General features: G+C 69.4%; 25 protein-coding genes, 1 rRNA gene and 1 pseudogene. 11 read left to right on the top strand and 16 right to left on the bottom strand.

Going from position 1 to position 26,201, the window contains the following annotated elements; translation table 11 throughout:
* Positions 1-84: ribosomal RNA gene (gene rrf / locus ABZX79_RS09015) — 5S ribosomal RNA — on the top strand; the annotation flags it as partial.
* A 50-nt stretch (positions 85-134) separates the two neighbouring features.
* Here rrf and ABZX79_RS09020 read toward each other — a convergent pair.
* The 4 genes from ABZX79_RS09020 to ABZX79_RS09035 form a co-directional block, all read right to left on the bottom strand.
* Positions 135-815, bottom strand: coding sequence for a response regulator transcription factor (locus ABZX79_RS09020; protein ID WP_355253739.1), 681 nt, complete (start codon positions 813-815; stop codon positions 135-137).
* Positions 812-2,068, bottom strand: coding sequence for a histidine kinase (locus ABZX79_RS09025; protein WP_355253741.1), 1,257 nt, complete (start codon positions 2,066-2,068; stop codon positions 812-814). The genes ABZX79_RS09020 and ABZX79_RS09025 overlap by 4 nt, the downstream gene beginning before the upstream one ends.
* Before the next feature lie 83 nt (positions 2,069-2,151).
* Positions 2,152-2,928: an ABC transporter permease gene (locus tag ABZX79_RS09030; RefSeq protein WP_355253743.1), complete on the bottom strand. Its 777-nt coding sequence runs from the start codon at positions 2,926-2,928 to the stop codon at positions 2,152-2,154.
* Positions 2,925-3,938, bottom strand: a complete 1,014-nt coding sequence (locus ABZX79_RS09035) for an ATP-binding cassette domain-containing protein (protein WP_355253745.1) — start codon at positions 3,936-3,938, stop codon at positions 2,925-2,927. Before ABZX79_RS09035 ends, ABZX79_RS09030 begins: the two co-directional genes overlap by 4 nt.
* A 130-nt stretch (positions 3,939-4,068) precedes the next feature.
* On the opposite strand from ABZX79_RS09035, the gene ABZX79_RS09040 reads away from it, so the two are divergent.
* Positions 4,069-4,650: a GNAT family protein gene (locus tag ABZX79_RS09040; protein WP_355253747.1), complete on the top strand. Its 582-nt coding sequence runs from the start codon at positions 4,069-4,071 to the stop codon at positions 4,648-4,650.
* Here ABZX79_RS09040 and ABZX79_RS09045 read toward each other — a convergent pair.
* Positions 4,647-5,279 carry an MBL fold metallo-hydrolase gene (locus tag ABZX79_RS09045; protein ID WP_355253749.1) on the bottom strand — a complete coding sequence of 211 codons (633 nt, stop codon included), beginning with the start codon at positions 5,277-5,279 and terminating at the stop codon, positions 4,647-4,649. The two genes, ABZX79_RS09040 and ABZX79_RS09045, sit on opposite strands and share 4 nt — an antisense overlap.
* A gap of 145 nt (positions 5,280-5,424) precedes the next feature.
* Between ABZX79_RS09045 and ABZX79_RS09050 the strand changes: the two genes are divergently transcribed.
* The gene (locus ABZX79_RS09050; RefSeq protein WP_355254269.1) at positions 5,425-6,333 is read left to right on the top strand and encodes a helix-turn-helix domain-containing protein; all 909 of its coding nucleotides are present in this window, start codon (positions 5,425-5,427) and stop codon (positions 6,331-6,333) included.
* A gap of 35 nt (positions 6,334-6,368) precedes the next feature.
* Here ABZX79_RS09050 and ABZX79_RS09055 read toward each other — a convergent pair whose 3' ends face one another.
* From ABZX79_RS09055 to ABZX79_RS09085, 7 genes are all read right to left on the bottom strand, one after another.
* Entirely contained in the window at positions 6,369-8,180 is a 1,812-nt protein-coding gene (locus tag ABZX79_RS09055) for a type IV secretory system conjugative DNA transfer family protein (protein ID WP_355253751.1), read from the bottom strand.
* A gap of 1 nt (position 8,181) precedes the next feature.
* Positions 8,182-9,597, bottom strand: a complete 1,416-nt coding sequence (locus tag ABZX79_RS09060; protein ID WP_355253753.1) for an ATP-binding protein — start codon at positions 9,595-9,597, stop codon at positions 8,182-8,184.
* A gap of 19 nt (positions 9,598-9,616) precedes the next feature.
* A complete protein-coding gene (locus ABZX79_RS09065) occupies positions 9,617-11,170 on the bottom strand; it encodes an SCO6880 family protein (protein WP_355253755.1) in 1,554 nt (517 codons plus the stop codon).
* Positions 11,167-12,576, bottom strand: a complete 1,410-nt coding sequence (locus tag ABZX79_RS09070) for a hypothetical protein (protein ID WP_355253757.1) — start codon at positions 12,574-12,576, stop codon at positions 11,167-11,169. The genes ABZX79_RS09065 and ABZX79_RS09070 overlap by 4 nt, the downstream gene beginning before the upstream one ends.
* Positions 12,566-13,414: a hypothetical protein gene (locus ABZX79_RS09075; protein ID WP_355253759.1), complete on the bottom strand. Its 849-nt coding sequence runs from the start codon at positions 13,412-13,414 to the stop codon at positions 12,566-12,568. Before ABZX79_RS09075 ends, ABZX79_RS09070 begins: the two co-directional genes overlap by 11 nt.
* A gap of 180 nt (positions 13,415-13,594) precedes the next feature.
* Positions 13,595-13,903 carry a hypothetical protein gene (locus ABZX79_RS09080; protein ID WP_138904791.1) on the bottom strand — a complete coding sequence of 103 codons (309 nt, stop codon included), beginning with the start codon at positions 13,901-13,903 and terminating at the stop codon, positions 13,595-13,597.
* 1,806 nt (positions 13,904-15,709) lie between these two features.
* Positions 15,710-16,549, bottom strand: a complete 840-nt coding sequence (locus ABZX79_RS09085; protein WP_355253762.1) for an NAD(P)H-binding protein — start codon at positions 16,547-16,549, stop codon at positions 15,710-15,712.
* 81 nt (positions 16,550-16,630) lie between these two features.
* Between ABZX79_RS09085 and ABZX79_RS09090 the strand changes: the two genes are divergently transcribed.
* From ABZX79_RS09090 to ABZX79_RS09100, 3 genes are all read left to right on the top strand, one after another.
* Positions 16,631-17,587: an AraC family transcriptional regulator gene (locus tag ABZX79_RS09090; RefSeq protein ID WP_355253764.1), complete on the top strand. Its 957-nt coding sequence runs from the start codon at positions 16,631-16,633 to the stop codon at positions 17,585-17,587.
* 25 nt (positions 17,588-17,612) lie between these two features.
* The gene (locus tag ABZX79_RS09095; protein ID WP_355253766.1) at positions 17,613-18,224 is read left to right on the top strand and encodes a class I SAM-dependent methyltransferase; all 612 of its coding nucleotides are present in this window, start codon (positions 17,613-17,615) and stop codon (positions 18,222-18,224) included.
* Positions 18,225-18,362: 138 nt separating this feature from the next.
* The gene (locus tag ABZX79_RS09100) at positions 18,363-18,959 is read left to right on the top strand and encodes a dihydrofolate reductase family protein (protein WP_355253768.1); all 597 of its coding nucleotides are present in this window, start codon (positions 18,363-18,365) and stop codon (positions 18,957-18,959) included.
* A gap of 54 nt (positions 18,960-19,013) precedes the next feature.
* Here ABZX79_RS09100 and ABZX79_RS09105 read toward each other — a convergent pair whose 3' ends face one another.
* Positions 19,014-19,241, bottom strand: a complete 228-nt coding sequence (locus ABZX79_RS09105) for a DUF397 domain-containing protein (protein ID WP_355253770.1) — start codon at positions 19,239-19,241, stop codon at positions 19,014-19,016.
* Positions 19,242-19,499: 258 nt separating this feature from the next.
* On the opposite strand from ABZX79_RS09105, the gene ABZX79_RS09110 reads away from it, so the two are divergent.
* Together ABZX79_RS09110 and ABZX79_RS09115 are read left to right on the top strand one after the other, a co-directional pair.
* Positions 19,500-20,510 carry a bifunctional lytic transglycosylase/C40 family peptidase gene (locus ABZX79_RS09110; RefSeq protein WP_355253772.1) on the top strand — a complete coding sequence of 337 codons (1,011 nt, stop codon included), beginning with the start codon at positions 19,500-19,502 and terminating at the stop codon, positions 20,508-20,510.
* A gap of 298 nt (positions 20,511-20,808) precedes the next feature.
* Positions 20,809-21,426, top strand: a pseudogene (locus ABZX79_RS09115) (phosphatase PAP2 family protein); the annotation flags it as partial.
* Positions 21,427-21,618: 192 nt separating this feature from the next.
* Here the strand turns inward: ABZX79_RS09115 and ABZX79_RS09120 are convergent.
* Positions 21,619-23,205 (bottom strand): FAD-binding oxidoreductase, encoded by a 1,587-nt coding sequence (locus ABZX79_RS09120; RefSeq protein WP_355253774.1) that lies wholly within the window; start codon positions 23,203-23,205, stop codon positions 21,619-21,621.
* A 273-nt stretch (positions 23,206-23,478) separates the two neighbouring features.
* Positions 23,479-23,640 (bottom strand): hypothetical protein, encoded by a 162-nt coding sequence (locus tag ABZX79_RS09125; RefSeq protein WP_355253776.1) that lies wholly within the window; start codon positions 23,638-23,640, stop codon positions 23,479-23,481.
* Positions 23,641-23,792: 152 nt separating this feature from the next.
* Between ABZX79_RS09125 and ABZX79_RS09130 the strand changes: the two genes are divergently transcribed.
* Together ABZX79_RS09130 and ABZX79_RS09135 are read left to right on the top strand one after the other, a co-directional pair.
* A complete protein-coding gene (locus ABZX79_RS09130; RefSeq protein WP_355253778.1) occupies positions 23,793-24,620 on the top strand; it encodes a hypothetical protein in 828 nt (275 codons plus the stop codon).
* A gap of 107 nt (positions 24,621-24,727) precedes the next feature.
* Entirely contained in the window at positions 24,728-24,955 is a 228-nt protein-coding gene (locus tag ABZX79_RS09135) for a hypothetical protein (RefSeq protein WP_355253780.1), read from the top strand.
* A 61-nt stretch (positions 24,956-25,016) separates the two neighbouring features.
* Here the strand turns inward: ABZX79_RS09135 and ABZX79_RS09140 are convergent, their stop codons facing one another.
* Entirely contained in the window at positions 25,017-25,385 is a 369-nt protein-coding gene (locus tag ABZX79_RS09140) for a metal-sensitive transcriptional regulator (RefSeq protein WP_355253782.1), read from the bottom strand.
* A 195-nt stretch (positions 25,386-25,580) separates the two neighbouring features.
* On the opposite strand from ABZX79_RS09140, the gene ABZX79_RS09145 reads away from it, so the two are divergent.
* The gene (locus ABZX79_RS09145; RefSeq protein WP_355253784.1) at positions 25,581-26,201 is read left to right on the top strand and encodes a DUF47 family protein; all 621 of its coding nucleotides are present in this window, start codon (positions 25,581-25,583) and stop codon (positions 26,199-26,201) included.

Here is a 26,201-nt window from a genome sequence, read left to right on the forward strand (position 1 = left end):
TACATTCCGAACCCGGAAGCTAAGCCTTTCAGCGCCGATGGTACTGCAGGGGGGACCCTGTGGGAGAGTAGGACGCCGCCGAACAATCATTGTGGGAAAGCCCCGCACCATTCATGGTGCGGGGCTTTTCTGCGTTATAGGGCCGGGTGCACCAGCTTGGCGTCGTAGGCCAGGATTACTGCCTGGACCCGGTCGCGGGCGCCCGTCTTGGCGAGGATTCGGGAGACGTGGGTTTTTACCGTTGATTCCGCGAGGTGTAGGCGTTCGGCTATTTCGATGTTCGTCCAGCCCTGGCCGATGACGGTGAGGATTTCCAGCTCGCGGTCGGTGAGTGGGGAAAGGCGGGCGTCCGGGGCGGTTGTTGCGGTTGTCCCGTCGGCTGGGCCCTTTGGCAGGTGGTGGGCGTACGCGTCGAGAAGCCGGCGGGTCAGGCGGGGGGCTACCACCGCGTCGCCCGTCGCCACCGCGCGGATGCCGGACAGGAGTTCTTCCGGGAGCGCGTCCTTGATGAGGAAGCCGGAGGCACCGGCGCGCAGGCCGGCGTAGGCGTACTCGTCCAGGTCGAAGGTGGTCATGATGAGGACCTTCGTACGGTCTCCGGCGGCGACGATGCGGCGCGTGGCCTCGATGCCGTCGAGGCCGGGCATGCGGATGTCCATCAGTACGACGTCCGGGCGGAGTTGGGACACCAGGCGCACCGCCTCGGCCCCGTTCGGCGCCTCGCCCAGGACTGTCATGTCGTCCTGGCTTTCGAGGAGCATGCGGAAGCCGAAGCGCTGCATGGGCTGGTCGTCGGTGATGAGCACGGTCGTCACGGCTCGGGGTCCTCGTTCCGGGGGAGATGCAGGTGGATGCGCCAGCCGCCGGTCGGACGGGCGCCGGTTTCGAGTGTGCCTTCGTACAGGGCTGTTCGTTCGCGCATGCCCGTGATTCCCCGGCCTTCGGGGGAGGGGATGCTGGTGTGGGTGCTGGTGGTCTTGTCGGTGATGGTGGCCGTTATGGCCTGGGGGGTGTAGTTGACGTTCACCTCTGCCGTCGCGTCCGGGCCAGCGTGTTTGAGGGTGTTCGTTAGGGCTTCCTGGACGACTCGGTAGACGGTGAGCTGTTGGCCCGGGCCCGGTGGTGGTACGGAGTCGGGGTGGCGGCTGACCGTCATGCGTACGGGGAGGCCTGCTGCCCGTACGCCGTCCATGAGTTGGTGCAGGTCTGTGAGAGTGGGCTGCGGGGTCAGCTCCGCCGCCGGCGGTTCGTCGTCGCGCAGGACGCCGAGGAGGCGGCGCAGTTCCGTCAGGGCCGTGCGGCTGGTCGTACTGATGGCGTCGAGGGCCTGGACGGCGCGCTCCGGCGATTTGGCCGCCGCGTATCTGCCGCCGTCTGCCAAGCCCGTGATGACCGACAGGTTGTGGCCGATGATGTCGTGCATCTCCCGTGCGATACGGGTGCGTTCTGCGGCGGCGGCGAGCTGGGCCTGTTGGTCGCGTTCGACCTCCAGGCGGCGGGCGCGGTCGAGCAGCGCCTCTGTGTAGTCGCGGCGGGTGCGGACCGCGATGCCGAGGAGCGCGACGACGCTGAATACCCAGATCGCTGGGATGACTTGGCCGTCCCAGCCGCCGTCGGGGAAGCGGAGCGCGCCTGCCACGGACGGTCCCACCACTAGGACCGCCGCCCACCAGAGAGTTTTGAGTGGCAGGCGCAGCGCGATGTTGAAGACGAGGAAGAACTGGAGAAGGGCCGCCTGCAGGACTGCCCCGGTCAGGCTGTTGGCGAGGGCGATCAACGACATTGCCGTGAGGACGGGGAGTGGGTGGCGGCGCCGCCACAGCAGTGGGACCGACAAGCCGAGGCTCATGGAGCAGACCAGCCAGTCCGGGAGATTCGCGTTGTGCGCGATGGTCTGCCAGCCGCCCTCGCCGTAGTCGATCAGCGCGGCCGTTACGAAGAAGCCGGTCAGGAGGAGGTCCCAGGCCGACGGGTGGCGTCGGTCGAAGGCGCGTACGCGCTGTATGAGGCGCTGGATCCGCCGGGTTAGCGGCGGGGCGTCCGGGGTGCTGTTCGGGGCGGGCGTCACCTGGGCATCCTCGTACGAGAGCGCTGGGTTGGGGAGTTCAGCATTCAGAGTCCAGCGTTCAGCGTTCATGGGTCTCATAGGTCTCATACGTCGCGGCGCTTCAGCGCCACGCCCGCCACCGCCAGCGAGGCGGCCGCCCACAGGATCATGGCGAGCAGGGCCGCCCCTGGTGATGCTGAGCCCGGTGTGACGTGGGCGGAGGTGAGGGCCTCGACCGACTTGGCGGGGAAGTACTTCGCCGCGCCGCTGACGACGGCGTACGGCAGCATGCCGAGCACCTCCGGGAGAATCATGACGCCGCCGATGAACGCCCCGATGGCACCCGGCACCGAACGCAGCAGCGCGCCGAGGCCGAGCGCGATCACGCCGAGCAGCGTCAGGCCCGCCGCGCTGCCCGCCAGGGCCCTCGTCACGCCCGGATCGGCGAGTGAGGCCGCCTGGTCGGTGCCGGAGAGGAAGAGCTGTGCGGCCAGGAAGGTGACGAAGGTGGTGATGAGCGTGAGCGTGAAGGTGACCGCGCCGAAGACCGCCGCCTTGGACCACAGGACAGGGAGCCGACGCGGTACGGCGGTCAGCGAGGCCCGGATCATGCCGGTCGAGTACTCGCCCGCGGTGATGAGGATGCCGAGGACGGCCAGAGCTATCTGTGAGAACTGGATGCCGATCAGGATCAGAACGACAGTGTCGACGTCTCCGTCGCCGCCGCCCGACGTGTAGGTCGCGCCCATCAGCAGGCCGATGCCGAGCATCAGTGTGCTCGCCGTGAGCAGGGCGATCCAGGTGGAGCGCAGCGTCCACAGCTTGTGCCACTCGGAGCGCAGGATGCGGGCGGGGGTCACCTGGTCGGTGAGCGTGCTCATGCTGCGGCTCCTGCTGCGGTTCCTGCTGCGGTTCCCTTGGTGGGCGTTGCCTGGTATTCGACCGCGTCGCGGGTCAGGTCCATGAAGGCCTGTTCCAGCGATGCGGTCTGCGGGGTGAGTTCGAAGAGGGGGATGGAGTGGGCGGCTGCGGTGCGGCCGATGTGCTCGGCGTCCGTACCGCTGATGTGGAGGGTGCCGGGGGTGGGGGAGGCGATGTCGACTGCGCCGCGGCCCCGCGTGGTGACCTGGGTGGTGAGGAGTTGGGAGAGGAGGGCGGAGTCGGGGGTGACGACCTTGATGACGTCCTGCCCCGAGGACCGTACAAAGTCCGCGACCGTCGTGTCGGCGAGCAGCTTGCCTCGGCCGATGATGACGAGGTGGTCGGCGGTGAGTGCCATTTCGCTCATCAGGTGGGAGGAGATGAGGACCGTACGGCCTTCGCCGGCAAGTGACTTGAGGAGGTTGCGGATCCACAGCACGCCCTCCGGGTCGAGTCCGTTGACCGGCTCGTCCAGGATGAGCGTGGCCGGGTCGCCGAGCAGGGCGGCCGCGATGCCGACGCGCTGGCCCATGCCGAGGGAGAAACCCTTCACTCGGCGGTGGGCGACGTCGGAGAGGCCGGCGATGTCCAGGACGCGGGTGACGCGGCTGCGCGGGATGCCGTGGGTGTGGGCGAGTGCCATCAGGTGGTTGTGGGCCGTGCGGCCGGGGTGGACGGACCGGGCCTCCAGGAGGGCGCCGACCTCGTGGAGTGGGGCGGCGTGGGCGGCGTAGGCGCGGCCGCCGACGGTGGAGTGGCCGTGGGTCGGTGCGTCGAGGCCGAGAAGCATGCGCATGGTGGTGGATTTGCCGGCGCCGTTGGGGCCGAGGAAGCCGGTGACGGTGCCGGGGCGGACGGCGAAGGTGAGGCCGTCGACGACTGTCTTGGTGCCGTACCGCTTGGTGAGTCCGACTGCTTCGATTCCGTTGCGTGGAGTGTGTGAGCTGCGTGGGGTGTCTGGGCTGGTCATGCGAGCGACGCTACGGAGCGGGCGGCGGCGCATCGTCCGACCGTGGGCGGGAGTGCGGCGCGGGGAGTAGTACCCGGGTACGACGCGGAAATCGTTTGGCTCGGGGTCGGGGGCGGGCGAGTATCGGTGGATGGATTATGTGATTCGGGCGGTACGCGCTGGTGAGTGGGCCAAGGTGAAGGAGCTGAGGCTTGCCGCGCTTCAGGATCCGGTGGCGAGCATCGCGTTTTTGGAGACGTACGAGAAGGCTGCGGCCCAGCCCGATTCCTTCTGGGAGGAGCGTACGGACAGGGTCGTCGAGGGCAGAGACGCTCGGCAGTTCGTCGCGGAGGCGCCGGACGGGCGGTGGGTGGGGTCTGTCGCCGCGCTCGTTGAACTGGCCGGGTCGGAGGCCCATTTCGCCCCTTCGCCGGAGGTCGACCAAGTCCATGTGGTCGGTGTTTTCGTACGCCCCGAGGCGCGCGGCACCGGGGTGGCGGAGGAGCTTTTCCGGGCGGCGCTGGAGTGGTCGTGGGCGCTGACGGAGCCGCGGGTCGACCAGGTGCGGCTGTTCGTGCACGAGCGCAACGAGCGGGCGGGGGCGCTCTACGCCAAGGCGGGGTTCGTACGGAGCGGGGTGACGATGGCGATGCCGGGGGATGCTTCGGCGAAGGTGAAGGAGAAGGAGTACGAGAAGGAGTACGAGATGGTGGCGGTGCGGCCGGGGGGTTAGCGGGGCGCGTTGTCGTCGGCTGCGAACGGGCCGCCGTGGCCGGGCACGATCACGTCCGCCGCGGCCAGCACGCGAAGCCGGGAGCTCCGAAGGATCTCGCGGTCCGGGGCCACCGGGTCGTCCGCCGGCCCGTTGGGGCGCCACCACAGGTCGCCGACGAATGCCACGACGCCTGCCGCCTCCGTGCCCGCCAGCAGCGTGATGTCCTCGGGGCTGTGTCCGGGGGTGCGGATGAGGCGTAGTGACGCGGTGAGCTCGTGGCCCTCCGCGTCCCGGTCGGTCCACTGGTCCGCTTGGTAGATCGCCTTGTGGTCATGGACCCGGGCCCGCCCGAACAGCCCGACGTTCATGATGTTGTCCGGGTGGTGGTGGCTGAGGATCACGTCGGTGATGTCGTCGGGTCCGAGCCCCAGCTCCGCGAGCGGGCCGAGGATGCGGTCGCGGTTCGCCACCATGCCCGGGTCGACGATCACGTGCCGGTCTCCGTCGGTTACGTACGAGACGGTGGCGGCGACTCCGGGGCCGGTGGAGAGGGTGTAGCCGGTGGTCAGGATCGCGAATGCGGCGCTGCGGCCGAGCGGTGCGTCTGCGTTCATCATCTGAGCGTTCGTCACCTGTGCGTCTGTCATGCGTGTGTCTGTCATGTGCTCCAGCTTTCCGTGCGGGGCGGCCGTTCACGAGTGGCTGCTTTGCCACTGATCGCAGGAAACGTGCCACACTGCCCCCGTGTCTCCTTTCGTGACCGTCGTCGCCTACGCTCCGGCCGGTGTCGGCATGCTGGCGGTCGGACTGGTGGCCGAGGTGTTCGGCGTACGCGGACAGGGGCTGCCCACCTTCGACTTCACCCTGTGCACCGACCGCCCGGGGCAGGTCCTCACCGACGTCGGTGTGCCGCTCACGATCACGCACGGCCTGGACCGGCTGGCCGCCGCCGATCTGGTGATCGCCCTGCCGTGGGCCGACTTCCGTACGCCGCCTGCTCCGGCGGTGCTGGCCGCGTTGTCGGCCGCGCAGGAGCGCGGTTCGCTGGTCGCGGCGCACTGCGTCGGCGCCTTCGCGCTGGCTGCGGCCGGTCTGCTCGACGGCCGACGGGCGACCACCCACTGGCGGTTCGCCGAACTGCTGGCCGGCCGCCACCCGGACGTCGTGGTGGAAGCCGATGCTTTGTACGTCGACGAGGGGCGCATCATCACGGGTGCGGGAGCCGCCGCGGGCTTCGACCTCTGCCTGCACCTGCTGCGGCGGGAGTACGGCGCAGCGACGGCCAACGCCATCGCCCGGGACCTGGTGCTGCCCTCGCACCGCGACGGCGGACAGGCCCAGTACCTGGCCGCACCCGCCCCGGAAGACTGCCAGGACGATCGTCTCGCCGAAGTGCTCACCTGGGCGCGCGAGCACCTCCACCAGCCACTACCGGTCGCGGAACTGGCCCGGCGCGCCCTGATGAGCCGGCGTTCCTTCGCCCGCCGCTTCGCCGCCGCGACGGGCACGACGCCGCACGCGTGGCTGCGTAACCTGCGACTGAGCAGTGCGGAGGAGCTCCTGGAGACCACGGACCTGCCGGTCGAGGAGATCGCCCGCCGGGTTGGATACGGCAGCGCGGCCGTTCTGCGCGAGCAGTTCGTACGCCGTCGCGGGGTGCCGCCGCGCTCCTATCGCCGCTCGTTCACGCGCACGCCGTAGCGAACAGCGCGCTGCTGAGTTCCCCGGGACTCGCCCTACCCGGCCGTCAGTGTGTGGTCCGGCCAGCGGGCCCGGCCCTGTTCCTGCGAACGGAGCAGGACCAGGGTCGGCAGGCCCCGGTCCTGACCGGTCGACAGCAGCTCGGGAACCTGGGGAAGCGGAGCCACGGCCGCGACGTCGTCCAGGACGAACGTCATTGGTGGGTCGAGCCGACCGTCGGATGACCGTGCGGCCATGCGGCGGCCGTGCTCGACCACGCTTGATGCGAGTGCGGTGAGCAGAGGCATCGCTCCGGGACGCGACTTGGGGTCCTCGATTGCTTCACCCACCACATAAAGGGTGCCCCCCTCGCCCGCAAATGATTCCAAGGTGACCGAATCGGTTCGATTAGGTGTGCAGGCCTCGCGGATATGGATCGAGGAGAGGGCGGCGAGCGCTCGCACCGTCAACTCCTGGGCGACCTCCCGGCGTTCCGGGTACGCGGTGAGCGCGGACTCCAGGAGACCTGCGGCGCCGCTCGACGCCTTGGGGTGGGTGCGGAGGATACGTACCGCTTCGTGCGCACTGTGTCCCTGCGCCCAGCGGTGCACTTGCCGGAAGGGGCGGCCGTCCACGGCGGCGGCGTGCAGCCAGCTGCTCAGCAGCGTCTCCGCGGTGTCGGCCATGGCGGCGTCCAGCCGCGCCTGGGGCCGTATCGGCGCCAGCAGGGCCACGGCTCGGGCGGCGGCGATGTCGGCGCGCTCGCAGCCGGTGGTGGGGGACCAGTGAAGGCGGGCGGGGGTGTCGCAGAGGTGGCCGGGGTCGTAGACGAGGACGGGGCCGAGTTTGGCCCGGGCGTCCTTTGTCTCGGCCCACAGGGTGGGGGCGGACGTGACGACGAGCGCCGGGCCTTCGGCGTCGAGGACGGCCTGCACGGCGGTGGGGCGGCGGGCTTCGGCGGTGCCGTAGAGGAGGCGGGGGGCGCGGGGAGAGGGCAGGGGGGAGGGGAGGGGCGGGGCTGCTGCGGTGTACGGGCTCGCATCGGCGCCCGGGAGGCGAGGCGGCTCCGGCTCCGCGGTTACGCCTTGGGTGCCGTTCAGGGTCGGGGAGGTGCCGGTTGGGCCGCCGGTGGCTGTACCGGTAGCCGTACCGGCAGCGGTGTGGGGGGCGCCGCCCGGGCCGTGGTTTGCGCCGGGTACGTGGCCCGCACTGCCGTCGGCACCTGCCCCGGCGCCTACGCCGGAACCGAAGCCCGCACCGGCGAGCGACCCGACGCCCGCAAGTGGGTGGGGGGAAGTCCCGTTGCTGTGGCCGACGTCCGTACCCGTACCCGGTCCGACGCCCGTACTCCCGTGGGGCAGGCCCCCAGGTGGCCCGTGGCCGTCGCCGTCGCCCGCGCCGCCCGCGCCCGCGCCCGCATACGCGTCGCGCCGGCCCGGCGTGCCCGCCGTTCCGGTGCCGCCTTCCGCGGCTGCGGTCCTGGCCGCCCTCGCCGTCTCGCGCTGCACCCTCAGGCGGGCCAGTATGCCCATCACGAAGATCGTCAGCACCAACAGCACCATCAGCTCGCCGATCAACAGCCCCCAGAAAAGCCCGTACCCGGACAACTGCTCCGGCGACGTGTCCGGCCACGCGGCCGGGATGTCGTGCGGCGCGCCCATCAGGCTGCGCAGGGCCAGCGGCGTACGGGTGAACGTGACGCCGTCCGGCCACGCGCCGTGGGCGAACAGCCCCGCCAGGCCCGTCGCCAGCCACGCCAAGACCGTCAGGCCCAGCAGGAAGGCCAGCAGGCCGACCAGCAGGGAGTCGGGGATGCCCCGCTCGCCCGGGCGTTCGTGGTGGCCCTGCTGCCTGTCGTGGTGTCTCATGTCAGGCGACCGTCGATTCCGAGGACGAGGACTCGTTCATCTGCTGCTCGATGAGCGCCGCCCTCTGCTCCGCCTCCAACTCCGCGGCTCGCAGGTCGTCCGAAATCATCTCCGCCGAGGTCTCCGTCATGGCGCGGTCCGTGAAGACGAGTGGTCGTTCCGCCTCCGTGATCAGGTGTTTGACGACCTGGACGTTGCCGTTCACGTCCCACACCGCGATGCCGGGGGTGAGGGTGGGGATGATCTCGACCGCCCAGCGCGGCAGGCCCAGCACCCGGCCCGTCGCTCGCGCCTCGTCCGCCTTCTGGGCGTAGATCGTCCGGGTGGAGGCCATCTTGAGGATCGCTGCCGCCTCCCTCGCCGCCGCGCCGTCCACCACGTCGGAGAGGTGGTGGACCACCGCCACGAAGGACAGGCCGAGCCGGCGGCCGAACTTCAGCAGGCGCTGGAAGAGCTGCGCGACGAAGGGCGAGTTGATGATGTGCCACGCCTCCTCCACCAGGAAGATGCGCTTCTTGCGGTCCGGCCGGATCCAGGTGTGTTCGAGCCACACCCCCACGATCGCCATCAGGATCGGCATCGCGATCGAGTTGCGGTCGATGTGGGAGAGGTCGAAGACGATGAGTGGGGCGTCGAGGTCGATGCCCACGGTGGTCGGGCCGTCGAACATGCCTCGCAGGTCACCGTCGACCAGGCGGTCGAGGACCAGGGCGACGTCCAGGCCCCATGCCCGTACGTCGTCCAGGTCGACGTTCATCGCCTCCGCCGACTCCGGTTCGGGGTGGCGCAGTTGCTCGACGATGTCCGTCAGGACCGGCTGCCGGTCGAGGATGGTCTCGTTCACGTACGCGTGCGCGACCTTGAGCGCGAAGCCGGATCGCTCGTCGAGGCCGTGCCCCATCGCGACCTCGATGATCGTACGGAGAAGGGCCAGCTGCCCGGTCGTCGTGATCGACGGGTCGAGGGGGTTGAGGCGGATGCCGCCGTTGAGGGCCGCCGTCGGGTCGAGCCGGATGGGGGTTATTCCCAGCTCCTCGGCGATCAGGTTCCATTCGCCGACCCCGTCCTCGCCCTGCGCGTCGAGGACGACGACCTGCCGGTCCTTGAAGCGCAGCTGCCGCAGTACGTACGTCTTCTCCAGCGCCGACTTGCCGTTGCCGGACTCGCCGAGGACCAGCCAGTGAGGCGCGGGCAGCTGTTGCCCGTACAGCTGGAAGGGGTCGTAGATGTAGCCCTTGCCGCTGTAGACCTCGCGGCCGATGATCACGCCGGAGTCGCCGAGGCCGGGCGCGGCGGTGGGGAGGTAGACGGCCTGGGCCTGGCCCGTCGACGTACGGACCGGAAGTCTGGTCGTCTCGACCTTCCCGAAGAGGAAGCTGGTGAAGGCATCCGTGACGGCGGACAGCGGATCTCGCATGGCGGGTCTGCCCTCTCGGCTAACGACGGATGCCGGTGGCGAACGGCAAGGTGTTGACGAACGCCCGGTGGTGCTCCCGGTCGCACCACTCCAGCTTCAGATACGACTTACCGGCCGAGGCTCTGATGGTCCGTTTGTCGCGGGCCAGCGCCTCGGGTGAACGCGACGACACAGTGATGTACCCGACCAGGTTTACCCCGGCCGCACCGCTCGCGAGATCTTCACCCCGCTGGTCGAGCCGGCCGTGGGCGGCGATGTCGCGGGGGTCTACGGTGCGGTTCATCTTGGCCTGGCGGCTGGCTTCCGCCTCGTCGTTCGTCTTCTCCGTCAGCATGCGCTCGATCGCGATCTCGGTGGGCTCGAGGTCCATGGTGACGGCGACCGTACGGATGACGTCAGGGGTGTGGACGAGGAGAGGGGCGAGGAAGTTGACGCCGACGGGCGTCATCGGCCACTCCTTCACCCAGGCGGTGGCGTGGCACCAGGGCGCGCGGGTGGAGGATTCGCGCGTTTTGGCTTGCAGATACGTCGCTTCCATGGCGTCCAGCTCGGCCGGCCAGGCGTTGCGCTTCGTCATGGCCTGGATGTGGTCCATGGGGTGATCGGGGTCGTACATCGAGTGCACGAGGGAGGCGAGGCGCCCCTGGCCGAGGGGCTGGCGTACGCGGATGTCGGCCTCCGCGAGCCGCGCGCAGATGTCGGTGAGCTCGCGCGCCATGACGACGGCGAGACCGGCGTCGCGGTCGAGCTTGCGGCCGCCGTGGGGGCGGGCGGCGCGGGCCATGGCGTTGGCCTCGGCGGCGAGCTCGCGGGAGTAGTGCATGCAGGCGACGAGGTAGGCGCGGTGCTGCTCGCTGGACGTGGACACCATGGACTGGAGCTGGTCGTACGAGTCCTTCAGCCAGCCGGGGGCGTGCGTGTCGCCGCGCTGGGCTACGTCCTTGGCGTGGGCGTCCGGGTCGGCGGGGAGGGTGCGGGCGAGCATTTGGAGGCGGGTGACGAAGCCGTCGCCGTTCGCTACGTGCTTGAGGAGTGTGCCGAAGCGGTCGACCAGGGCTTCCTGGTCCTCGCTGTCGCGCAGGCCGACGCCGGGGCCTTCGATCTCGATGCAGGCGGTGACGGTGCGGCGGTCGGCGTGGAGGAGCACGGCGATCTCGTCGGGGCCGAAGGGGGCGGCGAGCCAGTTGATACGCCCGATGCCGGGCGGGGGGCCGACTTCGACCTCGCGGCCGTCGAGGCTGTTTACGCCTGCTTCCATGGCGCCGCTGCGGTAGGTGGTGCCGTTGCGGAGGGTGCGCTTGTAACTGCGGTTGATCTCAAACCATTTGTAGAAGGTGCGGTGTTTGTACGGGACGTACACCGCCATCAGGGCCAGCATGGGGAAGCCCATGAGCAGCACGATCCGCAGGGACAGGACGGGGACCAGCAGGCCGCTCATCATGCCGAGGAACGCGCCGGCGATGATCAGCGCGATCTCGCCGGTCTCGCGGTTCTTGCCGACGATCGCGTTCGGCCGGGCGCGGCCGATGAGATACGTGCGGCGGGGCGTGATGGGTTGGGACTGCGTCGTCAACGCCCTGCACCTCCTGTGCTGTTGTTGCTGGTTCCGGTGCCTGTGCCTGTGCCTGTGCCGGTGCCTGTGTTTCCGGTGCCGTGGATTCCGGTGCTGCGGTTGGTGTGGGTGCTGTTGCTACGAGGGGAGGGGGCTGCGGAGGGGACAGCTCCGCCTCCGCCTCCGCCTGCTCCCGTACCGCCGCCTCCACCACCGCGACTGCTGTGGGCTGCTACGCCGCCGCTGACCGGATTGGCCTGGCGGGGCGGCGAGCTGTTCCCGCCGTTGCCGTTACCCGCTCCGCCGCCGCCACGGCTGCTGTGGGTCTTGATGCCCTGCGAGACGAGGGCGGCGGGGGAACTGATGACTGCGGCCGCCTGGGCGCCGTCGGTGGCCTTGTTGCGGTTGCTGCGGGCGGAGGCGATCTCGTCGCCGAAGCCGGGGACGAAGCGGTAGATCATGCCGGACGCGAAGATCGCCAGCAGGATGATGGCGAGGCCGGAGACGACGGCGGAGAAGGCGTTCGGCCCGTCGTCGGCGGAGAGGGCCCCGGCGAGGCCGAGGACGATCACGATGACGGGCTTGACCATGATGATCGCGATCATGATGCCGGCCCAGCGGCGTACGTGGCCCCACATGTTCTTGTCGACGAGCCCCGCGTAGACGACCACGCCGAGGAGTGCGCCGACGTAGAGCAGCAGGGCGCGGATGAACAGTTCGAGGAAGAGGATCCCGGCCGCGAGGATGGTGACCAGGGAGACGACGATCAGCATGATCGGACCGCCGCCGATGTCGTCGCCCTTTTTGAGCGCCTCGGCGAAGGACCCGAAGAACACGTCGGTCTGCCCGCCGGTGCCAGCGGCGATGACCTCGGTGACGCCGTCGGTGGCTGATACGACGGTGTAGAGGATCAGGGGCGTGAAGGCGGACGCGAGGACGGTGAGCCAGAGGAACCCGATGGCCTCGGAGAGCGCGGTCGCGAGCGGCACGCCACGGATGGCGCGCTTGGCTACGGCGAGCAGCCAGAGGACGAGGGTGAGGATGGCGGAGGCGGCGAAGACGATGGCGTACTGCTTGAGGAACGTGGGGTTGGTGAAGTCGACGTTGGCGGTCGACTTCACGGCGTCGCTCAACTTCCCGACGATCCAGGCGGCGGCGTCGGCGCAGCCCTTGGCGAGGGAGGAGAGGGGGTCGAGGGACTCGGCGGGGTCGGTGGGGGCGCGGAGGTTGGAGCCGCCGCCTTCGCCGTCTTCGCAGTACTCCTTGGCGGGACCGATCAGCAGGTCGCAGGGGTCGTCGCTCTTGCCGGGCGACGGGGGCGGAGTCGGGGCGGCGACAGCGCGCACTGCGAAGAGCAGGACGGCAGCCTGTGCAGCTGCCAGTGCGGCAACGACCGATTGGATGCGGAGACGGAGGCTACCTGGCATAAGTGAACCCTCCGTACTCTGCGACTGCTTCGCTGATTTCGTCGGAGGTCGCCGCTGCGACATCCCCGGGGACGGGGGCGGGGCCGTCCTGCTGGGAGTCAGAGGTGACCTTCCAGTCGTTGTCGATCCACTTCAGATCGAAGGTCCAGGTCTTCCAGGTACTGCTCACCGGGTCGGTCGATCCCTCTCCGGACATTCCGATCAGGCCCGTGTACCAGACTGAGACCTTGGCGGTGGACTCGCTGTAGTTCTCCGCCTTCGTGCCGACAGGGATGGTGCGCGAGACGAAAGTGCTACCGGCGGGCGGGTTGCCGGCTGCATCCAGGCCGAGCTTCTGGAGAAAAGCCGCGGAGTAGGCCTTGTCCTGGGGGCCTCTGAGTTTCTGGGCGGCCTCCGGCGCGTAGACGGCGTCCACGATTTCGTGGCGGGTGTTCTCCTTGAACATGCCGTCGGAGCCGAGGGCCACCGCGTAGTTGGACGCCGCGCTCTGCGCACCTTGCTCGTCATGCGCGAAGCCGGAGGGGATCAGTCCGTTCTTGCCCGCGACCGGCCTCACGCCCGTCGCAGACGACGGCTCCGCGCCGCCGCCCCGCTTCGCCTCGTCGCCCGAGCCGGTGCCGCCACCACCCCGGTTCGCGAATGCGATAGCCGCGATCAGCAGCACCACCACGCCCACCACGGTGATGAGGGAACGCGAGGTCCGTACGGGCCGCCGCGCGCCCCCGTACACATCGCTCCCGCCGCCCTCGGGCAGGCGGGTACGGGTCTGGCCGGAGCCGCCGACACGGTCCGAACGACCGCTGTCGCTGCCGTAGCCGTGCTCGTCGCCGAGACTCATGCCGCGTGCGCCCCCTCAACCGTTTGCAGTTCCGCGTAGTACGACGGTAGCCGTGCTGGTTCCCGCGCGGGCGCGGTGTGGTGACTCGACATCAGGGAGACGCAACCTCAGCCAATGGGCACGACGGACGGGTGGGATGGGTGGGTGGGCCGGGAACACCCGGTGCCGGCTGACGGTGGGTTAAACGGCCATCCCGTACACGATGGTGAAGAGCGTGCCGAGCGAGCCGATGATGAAGACGCCGGTGAGGCCGGCGACGATCAGGCCCTTGCCCTGCTCCGCGCTGAACGTGTCCCTCAGGGCCGTTGCGCCGATCCGCTGCTTTGCGGCTCCCCAGATAGCGATTCCGAGGCAGAGGAGGATGGCGATAGCCATCACGACCTCGATCATGACGCGGGCTTCGTTACCCAGGGTCCCGAACGGACCCCAGTTCGGGGCGATTCCACCGATGATGGTGGTGATGTCGCCCTTTTCGGCTGCCAGGTTCATGTAAGTCACCGCCCCTGTCGGGTAGTTCGTTGCCCCTGCCGCACGGCAGGGGTCACGCTCTATCTTCGCTGATGAAACCGCACTGGTATGTCGACTTGGTGGCTGTCTTTACCCGACCTCCGCACGTATCGCCGGTCGGACCGCGCTGACCTGCGGTGCCTACCGGCTGTATTCGGAAACGCGTATGGTCACTCTGTGTATCACGAGGGGTGACTGCGGGCAATGACTGGCGTTATGCACCTTTGGTCGGACGTGGCGCGGAGGGGCGCGGAGGCGGTGCGGAGGTAGCGGCGGCTGCTTCTGGGGGCCGGGCTCACCCGAACGGCTTGCTTCTGGGGGTTTCGGGCCGTCCCGAGCGCTCGAGTGTCGGTGGGCCGTGACGGCGCGTCAAGGGCGCTCCCTGCGGTCGCGTCGCTGCGCGAGACCCCTTCGGGCTCCCCTTGACCCGCCGCCCCGGCCCACCGCTAACGCTTATACGGGGACGGCCCAAGAAAAACGCCCTGCACGAGGGGTGGGGGGAGTGGCGCGGGTGGGGTTGGTGGCTTGCGGGTGAGTGGGTGGGGCGCGGTCTGTTGAGGGGGTGGCTCGGCCCCTGGCTCGGCGGGTGCGGGGACGGTCGTTGGTGCGACATCCCCATTCCTGCGCACGCGAGCCCCCCGCGTCGGTGGGCGGTCGGCCTCTTCGGTCGACCTGCGGACTGTCCGGTGTGCGGGTGGGGCGCATGAGTTGAATGGGGGACTCGGGTGGGTGTGGCGTCCGCCCCGGCGGGTGGTCGGTTGGGCCGCAAGCAGGTTGCTGGTGTGGGTGGGTGGAAGGGCTTCCAGGGGGCGGCGGTCCTGCCGACGGTCCGGTCGGACGGACTGCCCGGCCCGCAGGTCGGCTCGACAGTCTCGGTGCCCACGGCGTATGGGACGAACCCCGCACGTGACGCACGGGGGTGTCCATTTCGTCCCATTGTTGGTGCATGAGATGGGCCTCGGCGTGCGTCATGTGCGGGGTTTGTTGCGGGCTGGTGGGCTGGCGTAGGCGTCGGAGCGCACCCAGCCCAGCAGAAGGCGGTTCAGGACGCCTCACCAGTCACATCAGCCGCGTCGGGCCGCGATGAATCCGGCGCTTGGCGAGTCGCGAGCCAACCCGGAGCGCTGTAGGCGCGTGGGAGGCGGATGTGACTTCGCGTGCTAATTGACCTCTTCGCAGTTGTGGGATGAGCAGAACAGGCGGACATCGACGCCCCCTGGTAGCCGCGTGATCTGCTCCTTGCGGCTGGCTTGACTGTCCCCTCTGCGAGATCGTCGGGTATTCCAACGTTGAGGTAGAGAACGTGGTCCCGCTCGAAAACCTCGACCTCTGCCGTGCGAACGGCTGGTGGAGTCAAGCGTCGCTCGGAAGTCGGGATGCGGTTCTTCCTCGCGGCTGGGCGTGAGGGAGAACCGCAGCACGACTGCCGCAGTCGCGGCCGACACGCTCACCACCCGCCGTGCGCCCGGGCGGTTGCCGGCATCGGCATAGGGGCCGTGGTGATGAAGAAGAAGCCGGTCAGGAGGCCACCACCGCTGCCCCGGCCCACCCCGCCTGTCGGGCGGAGACCCTCGCGTGGGGGAGGGGCGTGATGGTCGTGTCGGCATCGGCAAGGCCGTTGGCTTCTCTGAGGCCGACGGGTGCACCTCAAGTGGGTGTTTTGCCCCATCACAAACCCGCTTGATGAATCCCAGCACGCCGGACCGGACCCCGGCGGACGCTGCCGGGGTGACCAGGCCCGGGCGGAGAAGCGGTGAGCCACCCCGTACGGGCCTGGCGGAGGCCTGATCAGCCGTGCCACACCCCGGTCGCGGCGGTGGTTCTGACGTAGTCGGTGAAGTCGCGGGGTTCGCGGCCGAGTGCCCGCTGAACGCCGTCGGCGAGTTGGGCGAAGCGGCCCTCGCTGATCCAGCCGAAGAGCATGTTCAGCATGGCCACGAAGTCCTCCGGCAGGCCGCGCTCCGTGGCGTAGGCCGCGAAGTCGGTCGGTGAGGCGGCGCGGTAGGTGATGTCCCGGCCGGTGGCCCGGGCGATCTCGTCGGCCACGGCGCCCAGGCTCAGCAGTCGCGGTCCGGACAGCTCGTAGGCCTGCCCGCCGTGGCCGTCCTCCGTGAGGGCGGCCGCGGCGACGTCGGCGATGTCTTCGACGTCAACGAACGGCTCGACGCCGTCCCCGGTCGGCCACACGACTTCGCCGTCAGCGACCTGCCCTCGGAAGAATGACTCCTCGCTGAAGTTCTGCGCGAACCAAGCCGGCTTCAGGAGCGTCCACTCCGCGCCGGATTCCCGCACCGCGCGCTCACAGGGAAGCTTTTCCTCGTCGGCGGACACCACCCAGTCGCGGTGTGACAACAGCACCAACCGCTCGACACCGCCGGTCGCGGCGAGCTTGCTGAAGGAGCTCAGCGATGTCGCGGCGTCGCTGAACTGTGAGTCGACCAGGTAGGCCGCGCCGACGCCATCCAGCACCGGCTCCCAGGTGTTCTCGTCGTTCCAGTCGAAGCGGGCCGGCCCCTTCCGGGAGGCCGACCGCACCTCGTATCCGCGTTGCTGGAGGCGGGAGACCACGCGGCGTCCCGTCTTGCCCGTGCCGCCAAGGACCAGGATTGGTTTCGGTTTCGTCATCATGTGATCAGTCAAACGGTGTGCCGGTGAGTCAGGGAATGGTCCATGCGCTCACATTGATGTCTCAGCGTCTAGACTCGCCGCGTGGATCCGCTGGCGAGCCTTCTGTACGAAGTGAGATCCGACGGCGCCCTGTTCAGCCGGAACATCGTGGCCCCGCCCTGGTCGGTCCGCTTCGCGGACGGGACGCCGCTCGCCGTCATCACCATGCTGCGCGGCGCGGGCTGGGTCGTCCCCGGCGACGCCGCGCCCGTCGCCCTCGGCCGTGGCGATGTGGCCATCGTGGCCGGGGCGGAGCCGTTCTCCATCGCCGACGACGCCGGGGCAGGTACGCCGCCGCTCTACGTGGTGCACCCCGACCAATGCACGACGGCCGACGGCGAGGACATCAGCGACGACGTCATACTGGGCCTTCGTACCTGCGGAAACAGCCCGGACGGCTCGACCGTGCTGCTCACCGGCAGCTATCAGGTCGACGGCCGAGTCTCCGAACGGCTGTTGAGCGGCCTCCCCCGGGTGCTCGTCGTTCGCCACGACGGCAAGCTCGGCCCGATCCTGGACCTCACCGACATGGAGATCAGCCGGGAAGACCCGGGACAGCAGGCCGTTCTCGACAGGCTCCTGGACCTGTTGCTGCTGTCCACGCTGCGGGAGTGGTTCACCCGCCCGGAGGCCGACCCGCCCGCGTGGTACCGGGCGCTCGGCGACCCCGTCGCGGGCAGGGCACTGCGACTGATCCACGACCGGCCCGCGCGTCCGTGGACCGTGACCGCCCTCGCCGAGGAGACCGGCGTGTCGCGAGCCACCTTCGCCCGCCGGTTCAGCGACCTGGTCGGTGAGCCGCCCATGGCCTACCTGACCAGCTGGCGCCTCGCCCTGGCGGCCGACCTGCTGGTGCGTACAGAGGCCACCGTGGAATCGATCGCCCGACAGGTCGGCTACCGAAGCGCCTTCGGGTTGAGCGTGGCCTTCAAGCGTGTGTACGGAATCCGTCCCAGCCAGCACCGCGCAGCTCTACTCGCAGGCGAGACCGCCAGATGAATCCGCTGGTGAATACCGTGAGGTGATGGACTACTGGAACCACAACGTGCATTACCACCCACTCGTACTTGGCGCCGTGCCGGGCGGGTGTCGCACCGCCCTCGATGTCGGCTGTGGTGAAGGGGCGTTGGTGCGCAAGCTGGCCCGGCAGGCCGGGGCGGTGACTGGCGTGGACTGCTCCACAGCGATGGTCCGTCTTGCTCGCGAACGCAGCTCGGGAGTGCGCAGTGTGACGTTCGTAGAGGCGGACTTCCTCGACGATTCACGTGGTCTGCTGACGACTGGCGGGTACGACTTCATCAGTGCGGTGGCCGTGATCCACCATGTGGGGTTTTCCCAGGCGATCGAGAGCGTGGTCCGCCTGCTGGCCCCGGGCGGTCGTCTGGTGATCGTGGGTCTTGCTCGCAACAAGACGCCGCTGGACTGGGTTATCAGCGCCGCCGGTGTCCCAGCAGCCAGGCTGATTGCCCTCCGCCATGGCGGAAAATCCGACCCGGACGACATGCCCCTCCAGATGCCCACCCTCGCCTGGGGCGACGTACGCCGGGCAGCGAACCGGCTGCTTCCTGGATGCCGCTTCCGCCGCCACCTGCTGTGGCGTTACTCGCTCGTTTGGGACAAGCCCAAGTTCCTGTAGCGCCGGGGCCCCCTGGGCGTCTCTTCAGAGGCCGTGTGTTCTAGATCACTATCGTGAGATCGGGTGGGCGCGATGACTTCGGCGCGGCGCGAGCGTCTGTATTGGCGTAACCCGGAGCGAGGAAGAGGAGCGAGTCCCATGCGCATCGTCATCAGTGAGTTCATGAGCTTGGACGGCGTCGTGCAGGCGCCGGGCGGACCCGACGAGGACACCGAGGGTGGCTTCGCCAACGGTGGCTGGACGCACCCGTTCTTCGACCCGGAGGTAGTGGGCGGCGCCTTCGACGATGCGACGTCCAAGGCCGACGCGCTGCTCTTCGGGCGCCGCACGTGGCAGACGATGGCTTCGGCGTGGCCCGAGCGAGCCGGCGACCCGTTCGCCGACCGGATGAACGCCCTTCCGAAGTACGTCGTGTCCCAGACGCTGGGCGACGACGAGCTGACCTGGAACAACACCACGCGCATCCCCGGCGACGACGCTGTCGCCCGCATCCGGAAGTTGCGCGAGACCGCGGGCGGTGACCTGCTGGTCATGGGCAGCCCCACGCTCGTACGCACGCTCCTGAGCGAGGGCCTGGTCGACGAGCTCCGGCTCATGATCATGCCGGTGCTCCTCGGTGGCGGTAAGACGATCTTCCCCGACGACGGTGCGCTGCGGACGCTCAAGCTGGTCTCCACGGTCATCAGCGACGCGGGCGTGCACGTGTGCACCTACCTGCCGGTCGCCGAGGGGTAGGCAGGCCGGGGCCGCGGGTTCGCCTCCCGGCGAGGGGTTCCGGGCGCGCGGCGGTTACTCGTCCGGGAGCTCGGCGAAGTGGTCGAACTCGCCGGCCTGTACGCCGAGTACGAACGCGTCCCACTTCTTCTGGGTCGTCGTGACGACGTTTTCGGGGTCGCTGGTCTCGCGGAGGTAGACCAGGTCCCCCGGCCCGAAGGCGATCTCGATCCAGGGGCCGGGCCCTTCTTCGCCCTCGGGGGCGGCGCGGATCCAGTCGAGGTCGGTGGGGATCTCAGCCACGGTTCGCGTTCTCCTTGACGGTACGGAGGAGGGTGGCCCAGGTGGCGGGCGTGGTGCGGATTATCGCACCGCTGGGCCGACGGTCAGGCGCTCGCCGTTGCCTTGCGCGCCGTCCGAGGCGGTACGTGAGCGCTGTGTCCGGCGTCGCTTGGCGGGCACAGTGTTTCGGACGTGTGCGATACCGCATCGGACGCGCGCACGAAAACGGCTGTGAACCCGTCCCGGATGGGGGAGGGTTGAGGAGTGCGCAAAGTCTGGGTGGCAAGTGGGATCGGGATCGGGCTCTGCCTGAGCTTCGTCGCGCTGCTCGTCGTCGGGACCTTCTCCGCGGCCGCGGGGCTGGCCGGCGGTACGGGCGCCGGGCGGACGGTCGGGCTGGCCAAGGGTGCCGTGCCCGCGCTGTACCAGCCGCTCGTGCAGAAGTGGGGCAACCTCTGCCCGGCCATCAACCCCGCGCTGCTCGCCGCGCAGTTGTACCAGGAGAGCGGCTGGAACCCGCAGGCGCAGAGCCCGGCCGACGCGCGTGGCATCGCGCAGTTCATCCCCGGGACCTGGGCATCGCACGGGGTCGACGGGGACAAGGACGGGGACCGGGACATCTGGGATCCGGCCGATGCGATTCCGTCGGCGGCGTCGTACGACTGCGAACTGGCCGGGTACGTGAAGAAGGTGCCGGGGGATCAGACCAAGAACATGCTCGCCGCCTACAACGCGGGCGCGTACGCAGTCATCAAGTACGGGGGCGTTCCCCCATACCGCGAGACGCAGAACTACGTGAAGATCATCACCAGCCTGGAGCAGAGCTTCGCCCGGCCCGTCGGGCGCGTCGAGCCGTCGCGGCAGGCCGCCGGAGCCATTTATTTCGCGCAGAAGAAGCTGGGGACCAAGTACCTGTGGGGCGGGAACGGTACGCCTGAGCAGGGTGGGCGGTTCGACTGCTCCGGGCTCACCCAGGCCGCGTACCGGACTGTCGGGATCGAGCTGCCGCGGGTGGCCAACGATCAGTACAACGCGGGGCCGCACCCTTCGCGGGACGAGCTGCTGCCGGGCGATCTGGTCTTCTTTTCGGACGACCTCACGAACTCGCGCGCGATCCGGCACGTCGGGTTGTACGTGGGAGGCGGGTACATGATCAACGCTCCGTTCACCGGAGCCGTGATTCGCTTCGACAAGATCGATACGCCGGATTACTTTGGTGCGACCCGGGTCACCGAGGACGGTGCGAAGGCGCTTCCCACAGAGCTGCCGGAGGACCGCGGCGGCGCGTGACGTGGCTGGAACTCTCCGTTATCGCCGCCCTCTGAGCTGCGGCGATGTGTCTCTCTTCGATAACGTCATGGTGATCTTTCGGTGGAGACTGGAACGGCGGGGGCCGGCTGGACGTTCCCTGGACTGGGGGAATGGGACAGTCGAGGAGTCGTAGCCGACTACGCGTGCTGACCACGCAAACAGCTGTGCGCTGACCATGCACGGCCACGGCAATCCGTAGGGAACCACGGGGGTTCGCAGGAGCGGCACGCAGACACGTGTGCCGCGCAGCAGGCAACAAGGCAAGGGGCCGCGGCAGATGGCTGGACTCGCACTGGATGGGGCGAACCCCGACGTCAGTCTGCTCTACGACATCAACGGACTGGCGGCGGATGCGCCGCACTGGTTCGACCGGGTCATGGAGTTCGTCGGTGAGTACGGGACCATGTTCGGCATGGTCCTGGTGGCACTCTGGTGCTGGTGGAGCGTGCGCAGGCGTGAGGACGCGGTCACCTCGGTGGCAGGGCTCGTGTGGGCGCCGCTGGCGGCCGGGATCGCGCTGCTGATCAATATCCCGATTCGTGGGTTCGTTGAACGGCCGCGGCCGTTCAACGACCACAAGGGACTTGAGGTCCTGGTGGCCGGGAAGACGGACTTCTCGTTCGTCAGCGATCACGCGACGCTGGCGATGGCCATCGCCGTCGGAGTCTTCGTGGCCAACCGGAAGTTCGGGCTCGCGGCGATCGGGCTGGCCGTTGTCGCAGGCTTCTGCCGCGTCTATATGGGCGTGCACTACCCGACCGACGTCATCGGCGGATTCGCCCTCGGTACGGCCGTGGCGCTGCTGCTCGCGCCGGTCGCGATGGCGCTGCTCACGCCGCTGATGGCGGCGATCTCGCGTTCCCAGAAGGTGGGTTGGCTCGTACGGGCCAAGGGGGCGTCTGTGGAGCGTGGGGCGGCGGCGGCTGCTGCTGTGGGTGGGGGGCTGGAGTTGGGTTCCGGATCTGGTTCCGGTTCTGGTTCTGGGCCTGGTTCTGGGCCGGATGATGGTGGGTCCGGGGCGTTTCCCGGGCCGCGGGCCGGAGACAGCGAGCGTAACGACCTCGCTGCCTGACGGCGGGTTGGTTGGTTACAGGGCCTGCGGGAAGTCGAAGAGCCTGTCCGGGTCATAACGCTGCTTCAGCGTCGTCAGGCGATCCGCTGCCGCGCCGTAGTACGCCTTCCGCCAGTCCGTCAGGGTCGCGTCGGTGTAGTTCTGGTACGCCGCCCCGGAGGCGTACCGGCGCATCGCTCCGTGGGCGTTTTTCAGCCACGTCTGCTGGGCGGTGCCGGCGGTGCCCGCCCGCCAGGCGCCGATGTACTGGGCGAGCATCCGCTGCCTGCGGTGCACGAACGCCGTCGCCAGCGGGTCGACCCGGTTCACCGCACCGCCGAGCGCGGTCAGCGCGATGCTGCCGCCGCCACCGCCCCGGGACACGGGGATGCGGGTGAAGGCCTCGGTCTGGACGAGCAGCTCGCGTACGCCGGAGGGTGAGAGCGAGCGGTCGAAGAAGTCGCTGCGGGCCGCGTACGTCTCGCGGCCGAGGACGCCCTGCGGGGTGCGGCCGGGGGTGGTGCCCGGCAGGTGGCACTGGGCGTCACTGAAACCGGCGCAGCCGGCGTACACGAGCATCGACTCCTGGTAGCTGCGGCGGCGCAGGGAGACGGACCGGGCGGGGGAGCCGATCTTGTCGGCGAGGCGGTCTACGGCGTTCTGGAGATCCGTGTAGGTGCCGAGCGAGAACGCCGAGATGGAGACGTTGGGCGTCGTGCCGCCCGGGCCGGCGGCCAGGTGCGCGGACGACCAGATCTCGTCGGGCTGGTCCGGGCCCCACTCCTGCCAGGCGGTGATGACGGCCTGAGCCTTTGCCCAGGGCCAGGAGAGGAACGCGGTGACGGCCGCGGGGGCCGGGTGGGTGTGGAAGGTCAGCTCGGTCACTACGCCGAAGTTGCCGTTTCCCGCGCCGCGCAGGGCCCAGAAGAGGTCCGGGTTCTCGGTGGCCGTGCAGTGCAGGCGTTCCCCTGCGGCGGTGATGAGGGTGGCTGAGGTGAGGCTGTCGCAGGTGAGGCCGTACGCGCGGGAGACGACTCCGTGGCCGCCGCCCAGGGTCAGCCCGGAGATGCCGACGGTGGGGCAGGAGCCTGCCGGGATCGTGCGGCTGCCCTGGCGGGCCAGGCCCTGGTAGACGTCGATGAGCTTGGCGCCGGCGCCGATGGTTGCGGCGGTGCCGTCCGCTTTGACCTGGGCGAGCTTCGATACGTCGATGACCAGGCGGCCGGTGCCGGTGGACCAGCCGGCGTAGGAGTGGCCGCCGTTGCGAATGGCTACGGGGGTGCGGTGCGTCTTGGCGAAGGCCAGGCATTCCTTGACGTCTGCTTCGTGTGCGACGTACGCGACTGCGGCGGGCTTCAGGTTGTCGAAGCGGGTGTTGTAGAGCTGGCGGGCGGTCTTGTAGGCGGCGTCCTCGGGGCGGACGAGCGGGCCTTCGAGGCTGCGGGCCAGGGCGGTCCAGGCGGGGGTGCGGGGGACCGTGGGTGTGGTGCTGGTGGCTGCGGTGGAGGTGCGGGCGGGTGGGCCGTGGCCGGTGCCTGTGCCCGTGGCGGTGCCGGTGCACGCTGCTGCCGCGGTGGTGGCCGCCAGGGCCGTGGCCGCGGTGAGAAATGTGCGCCGTTCCATGTTGCCTCCCGAATGCGAGACGGCTTTGCGGCGGAACGGGTTCCTCCCAGCCTTGCCCCTTCCCGAAACCCGGTGCGCGGCGCGGTGGCTTCGCGGGCCGGGCTTCGGGGTCGGTGCCGCGCCGGGGCGTCTCCTCGGGCGTCGAACGTTCGGGTACTCGTTTTTGTATTCGGGCGCGTTGCATTCGACGCCCTGCGGGGAGCGCCCCGGCACGTCCCCTCCTGGCACCGTGGTTCGCGAGGCGGGGGCGTGGCACGGGCAGTGTGCGTGGGGTCAGGTGGTGCGGGCGTGCAGGTCCGCGTCTGTTCGGGCTCGTTCGCGGGAGCGGCGGGCCGGGCCGCGCCAGCCGCAGGAGCAGTGGGCGAAGCAGAAGGAACCGCGTTCGGATGTGCCGGTGCGGTGGGTCTCGGCGTCCTGTGTGGCTTCTTGCAGCACGCGTCCACCGTACCGGGGGACTTGGGGGGCGTGGACAGCGGTCAGCCGTCCCCGTCCCGGGCGACGTGTCCGCTTCGGGCGTGACCGGGGTGGTGGGGGGTCGTTAGGCGGGGCGGGTGGGATTTGACACCGGGCGTTGGGGGTTGGCGGCGATGGTGGTGCAGCAGCACAGGAGCAAGGGTGGGGCGGTCACTGTGGCCGTCGTGGCCGGGCTGATCGCGACTTCCTCCGGGTGTTCCGGTGGCGGTGCGGTCGCCGAGGACCAGCAGGGCGGTGATCCCCTCGTCATCGTGCGCGGTGCGGCGGACGCCCTGGTCGCCGCGGGCAGCTCCAAGGCCCGTACGTCCATGGTCATGGCCACCGGCGGCACCCGCGTCACCATCCGGGGCGAAGGGGCGTACGACTTCAGGAAGCGGATGGGGCAGCTCAAGGTGCTGCTGCCGCCCGATCCGAATGGTGTGGACAAGCACCGGCCGATCACTGAGCTGCTTGCTCCCGGTGCGCTCTATATGAAGAACCGGGGCGCCGGCGTGCCCGCCGACAAGTGGGTGCGGATCGATACGACGACGCTGGACGACGGGAACCTCGTCACCGGCGGGGCGACGGATCCGCTCGCCGCCGCGGAGCTGCTGCGCGGGGCGAAGGAAGCTACGTACATGGGCAGGGCCGATCTGGCCGGTACCGGGGTGCGGCACTACCGCGGGGTTACGGATATCGGCCGGGCCGCTCGCGTTGCCGCGCCGCACGCGCGCGGGGCGCTCGCCGCGGCGGCGAAAGGGTTCTCCAAAGACGCGGTCCCGTTCGACGCGTACCTCGACGACGAGGGGCGGCTGCGCAAGGTCCGCCACCGCTTCGACTTCACCAACGCGGGCCGTACGGTGGCCGTCGCCTCGACGACGCTGCTGTACGCGTTCGGGGTGCCGGTGGAGGTGCGGCTGCCCGCCGGGCGGGACATCTACGCCGGGAAGATCCAGGCGTAGGGCGGCCGCTGCTCCTGCGTGGGTGGCGGGGAAATGGTCCGTCCGTGCCATGCGCGGCGTGTGCCGCGCTGCCTACGCTAGGAAGCCGACGACGGCTGAAAGAGGTGATGCACGTGGCTCCGCTCGGCAGTAGTACGCCCGTCCAGGACCACGTCGCCCTCGCCGAGATCGAGCTGTGCGGTGAGTTGATGATCGCGGCATCCGCCGCCGACGGGGAACGGCTCAGTCCGGACCGTATCGACGAGGTGCTGAAGGTGGGAGCGGCGGCCGGGGTGGCCGAAGCCGTCGAGTGGCCCAGGCAGCGCCGTGGCGCGGGTGGTGCCGGCTCGTGCTGAGGACGGCCAAGGCTTAGGGCGGCCGCCCCGGGAGCCGTCGGCCCCCGGGGCCCGCCCGGCCTCAGGTCCGCAGCAGGCGGGCGATCGCCTTGGTGGCCTCTTCGACCTTCTCGTCGATCCCGCCGCCGCCCTTGACCGCCGCGTCCGCCACGCAGTGCCGCAGGTGTTCCTCCAGGAGCTGCAGCGCGAAGGACTGGAGAGCCTTCGTGGATGCTGAGACCTGGGTGAGTATGTCGATGCAGTAGACGTCCTCGTCGACCAGCCGCTGCAGGCCGCGGATCTGGCCCTCGATCCGGCGCAGTCGCTTGAGGTGTTCGTCCTTCTGCTTGTGGTATCCGTGCACCCCGTGGTCGTGGTCGGTCACCACGGCTTCGGAGGCTCCGGAGGGCGCTTCGGTTGTAGTGGCGCCGGCCGCCTCGGTGGGTGTCATGGCGTCCTCCCGTTGTCCTGAAAGGGGTTGTATACCCCTCATGGGTATATGGTATCGAATTTCGCGGGTAGGGGCCCGGGGGCCCGTACTCAGCACTGTGCCTGATGGGCGACACTGAAGAACGCCGGTTAGCCGTGGCCGGATGATGCGCCTAGCATCACCCTGACCGAATCCAATGCACCCCGAGGACCCCACGTGCGCTTTCGTCTGACCCCCAGGGAGACGAGCTTCTACGACATGTTCTCCGCATCCGCGGACAACATCGTCACGGGCTCGAAGCTCCTGATGGAACTGCTCGGAGCGGACTCCTCCGCCCGAGCCGAGATCGCGGAGCGGATGAGGGCAGCGGAGCACGCGGGGGACGACGCCACCCACGCGATCTTCCACCAGCTCAACTCCTCGTTCATCACGCCGTTCGACCGCGAGGACATCTACAACCTCGCGTCGCAGCTTGACGACATCATGGATTACATGGAGGAGGCCGTCGACCTGGTCGTGCTGTACCAGATCGAGGAGCTGCCCAAGGGTGTCGAGCAGCAGATCGAGGTCCTGGCGCGAGCCGCCGAGCTGACCGCCGAGGCCATGCCGCACCTGCGGACCATGACCAATCTGACCGAGTACTGGATCGAGATCAACCGGCTCGAGAACCAGGCCGACCAGATCCACCGCAAGCTGCTCGCGCACCTCTTCAATGGCAAGTACGACGCCATGGACGTGCTCAAGCTGAAGCAGATCGTGGACGTACTGGAGGAGGCGGCCGACGCCTTCGAGCACGTCGCCAACACGGTCGAGACGATCGCCGTCAAGGAGTCCTGA

Source organism: Streptomyces sp. NPDC002994 (assembly GCF_040611155.1).
Classification (GTDB): Bacteria; Actinomycetota; Actinomycetes; order Streptomycetales; family Streptomycetaceae; genus Streptomyces.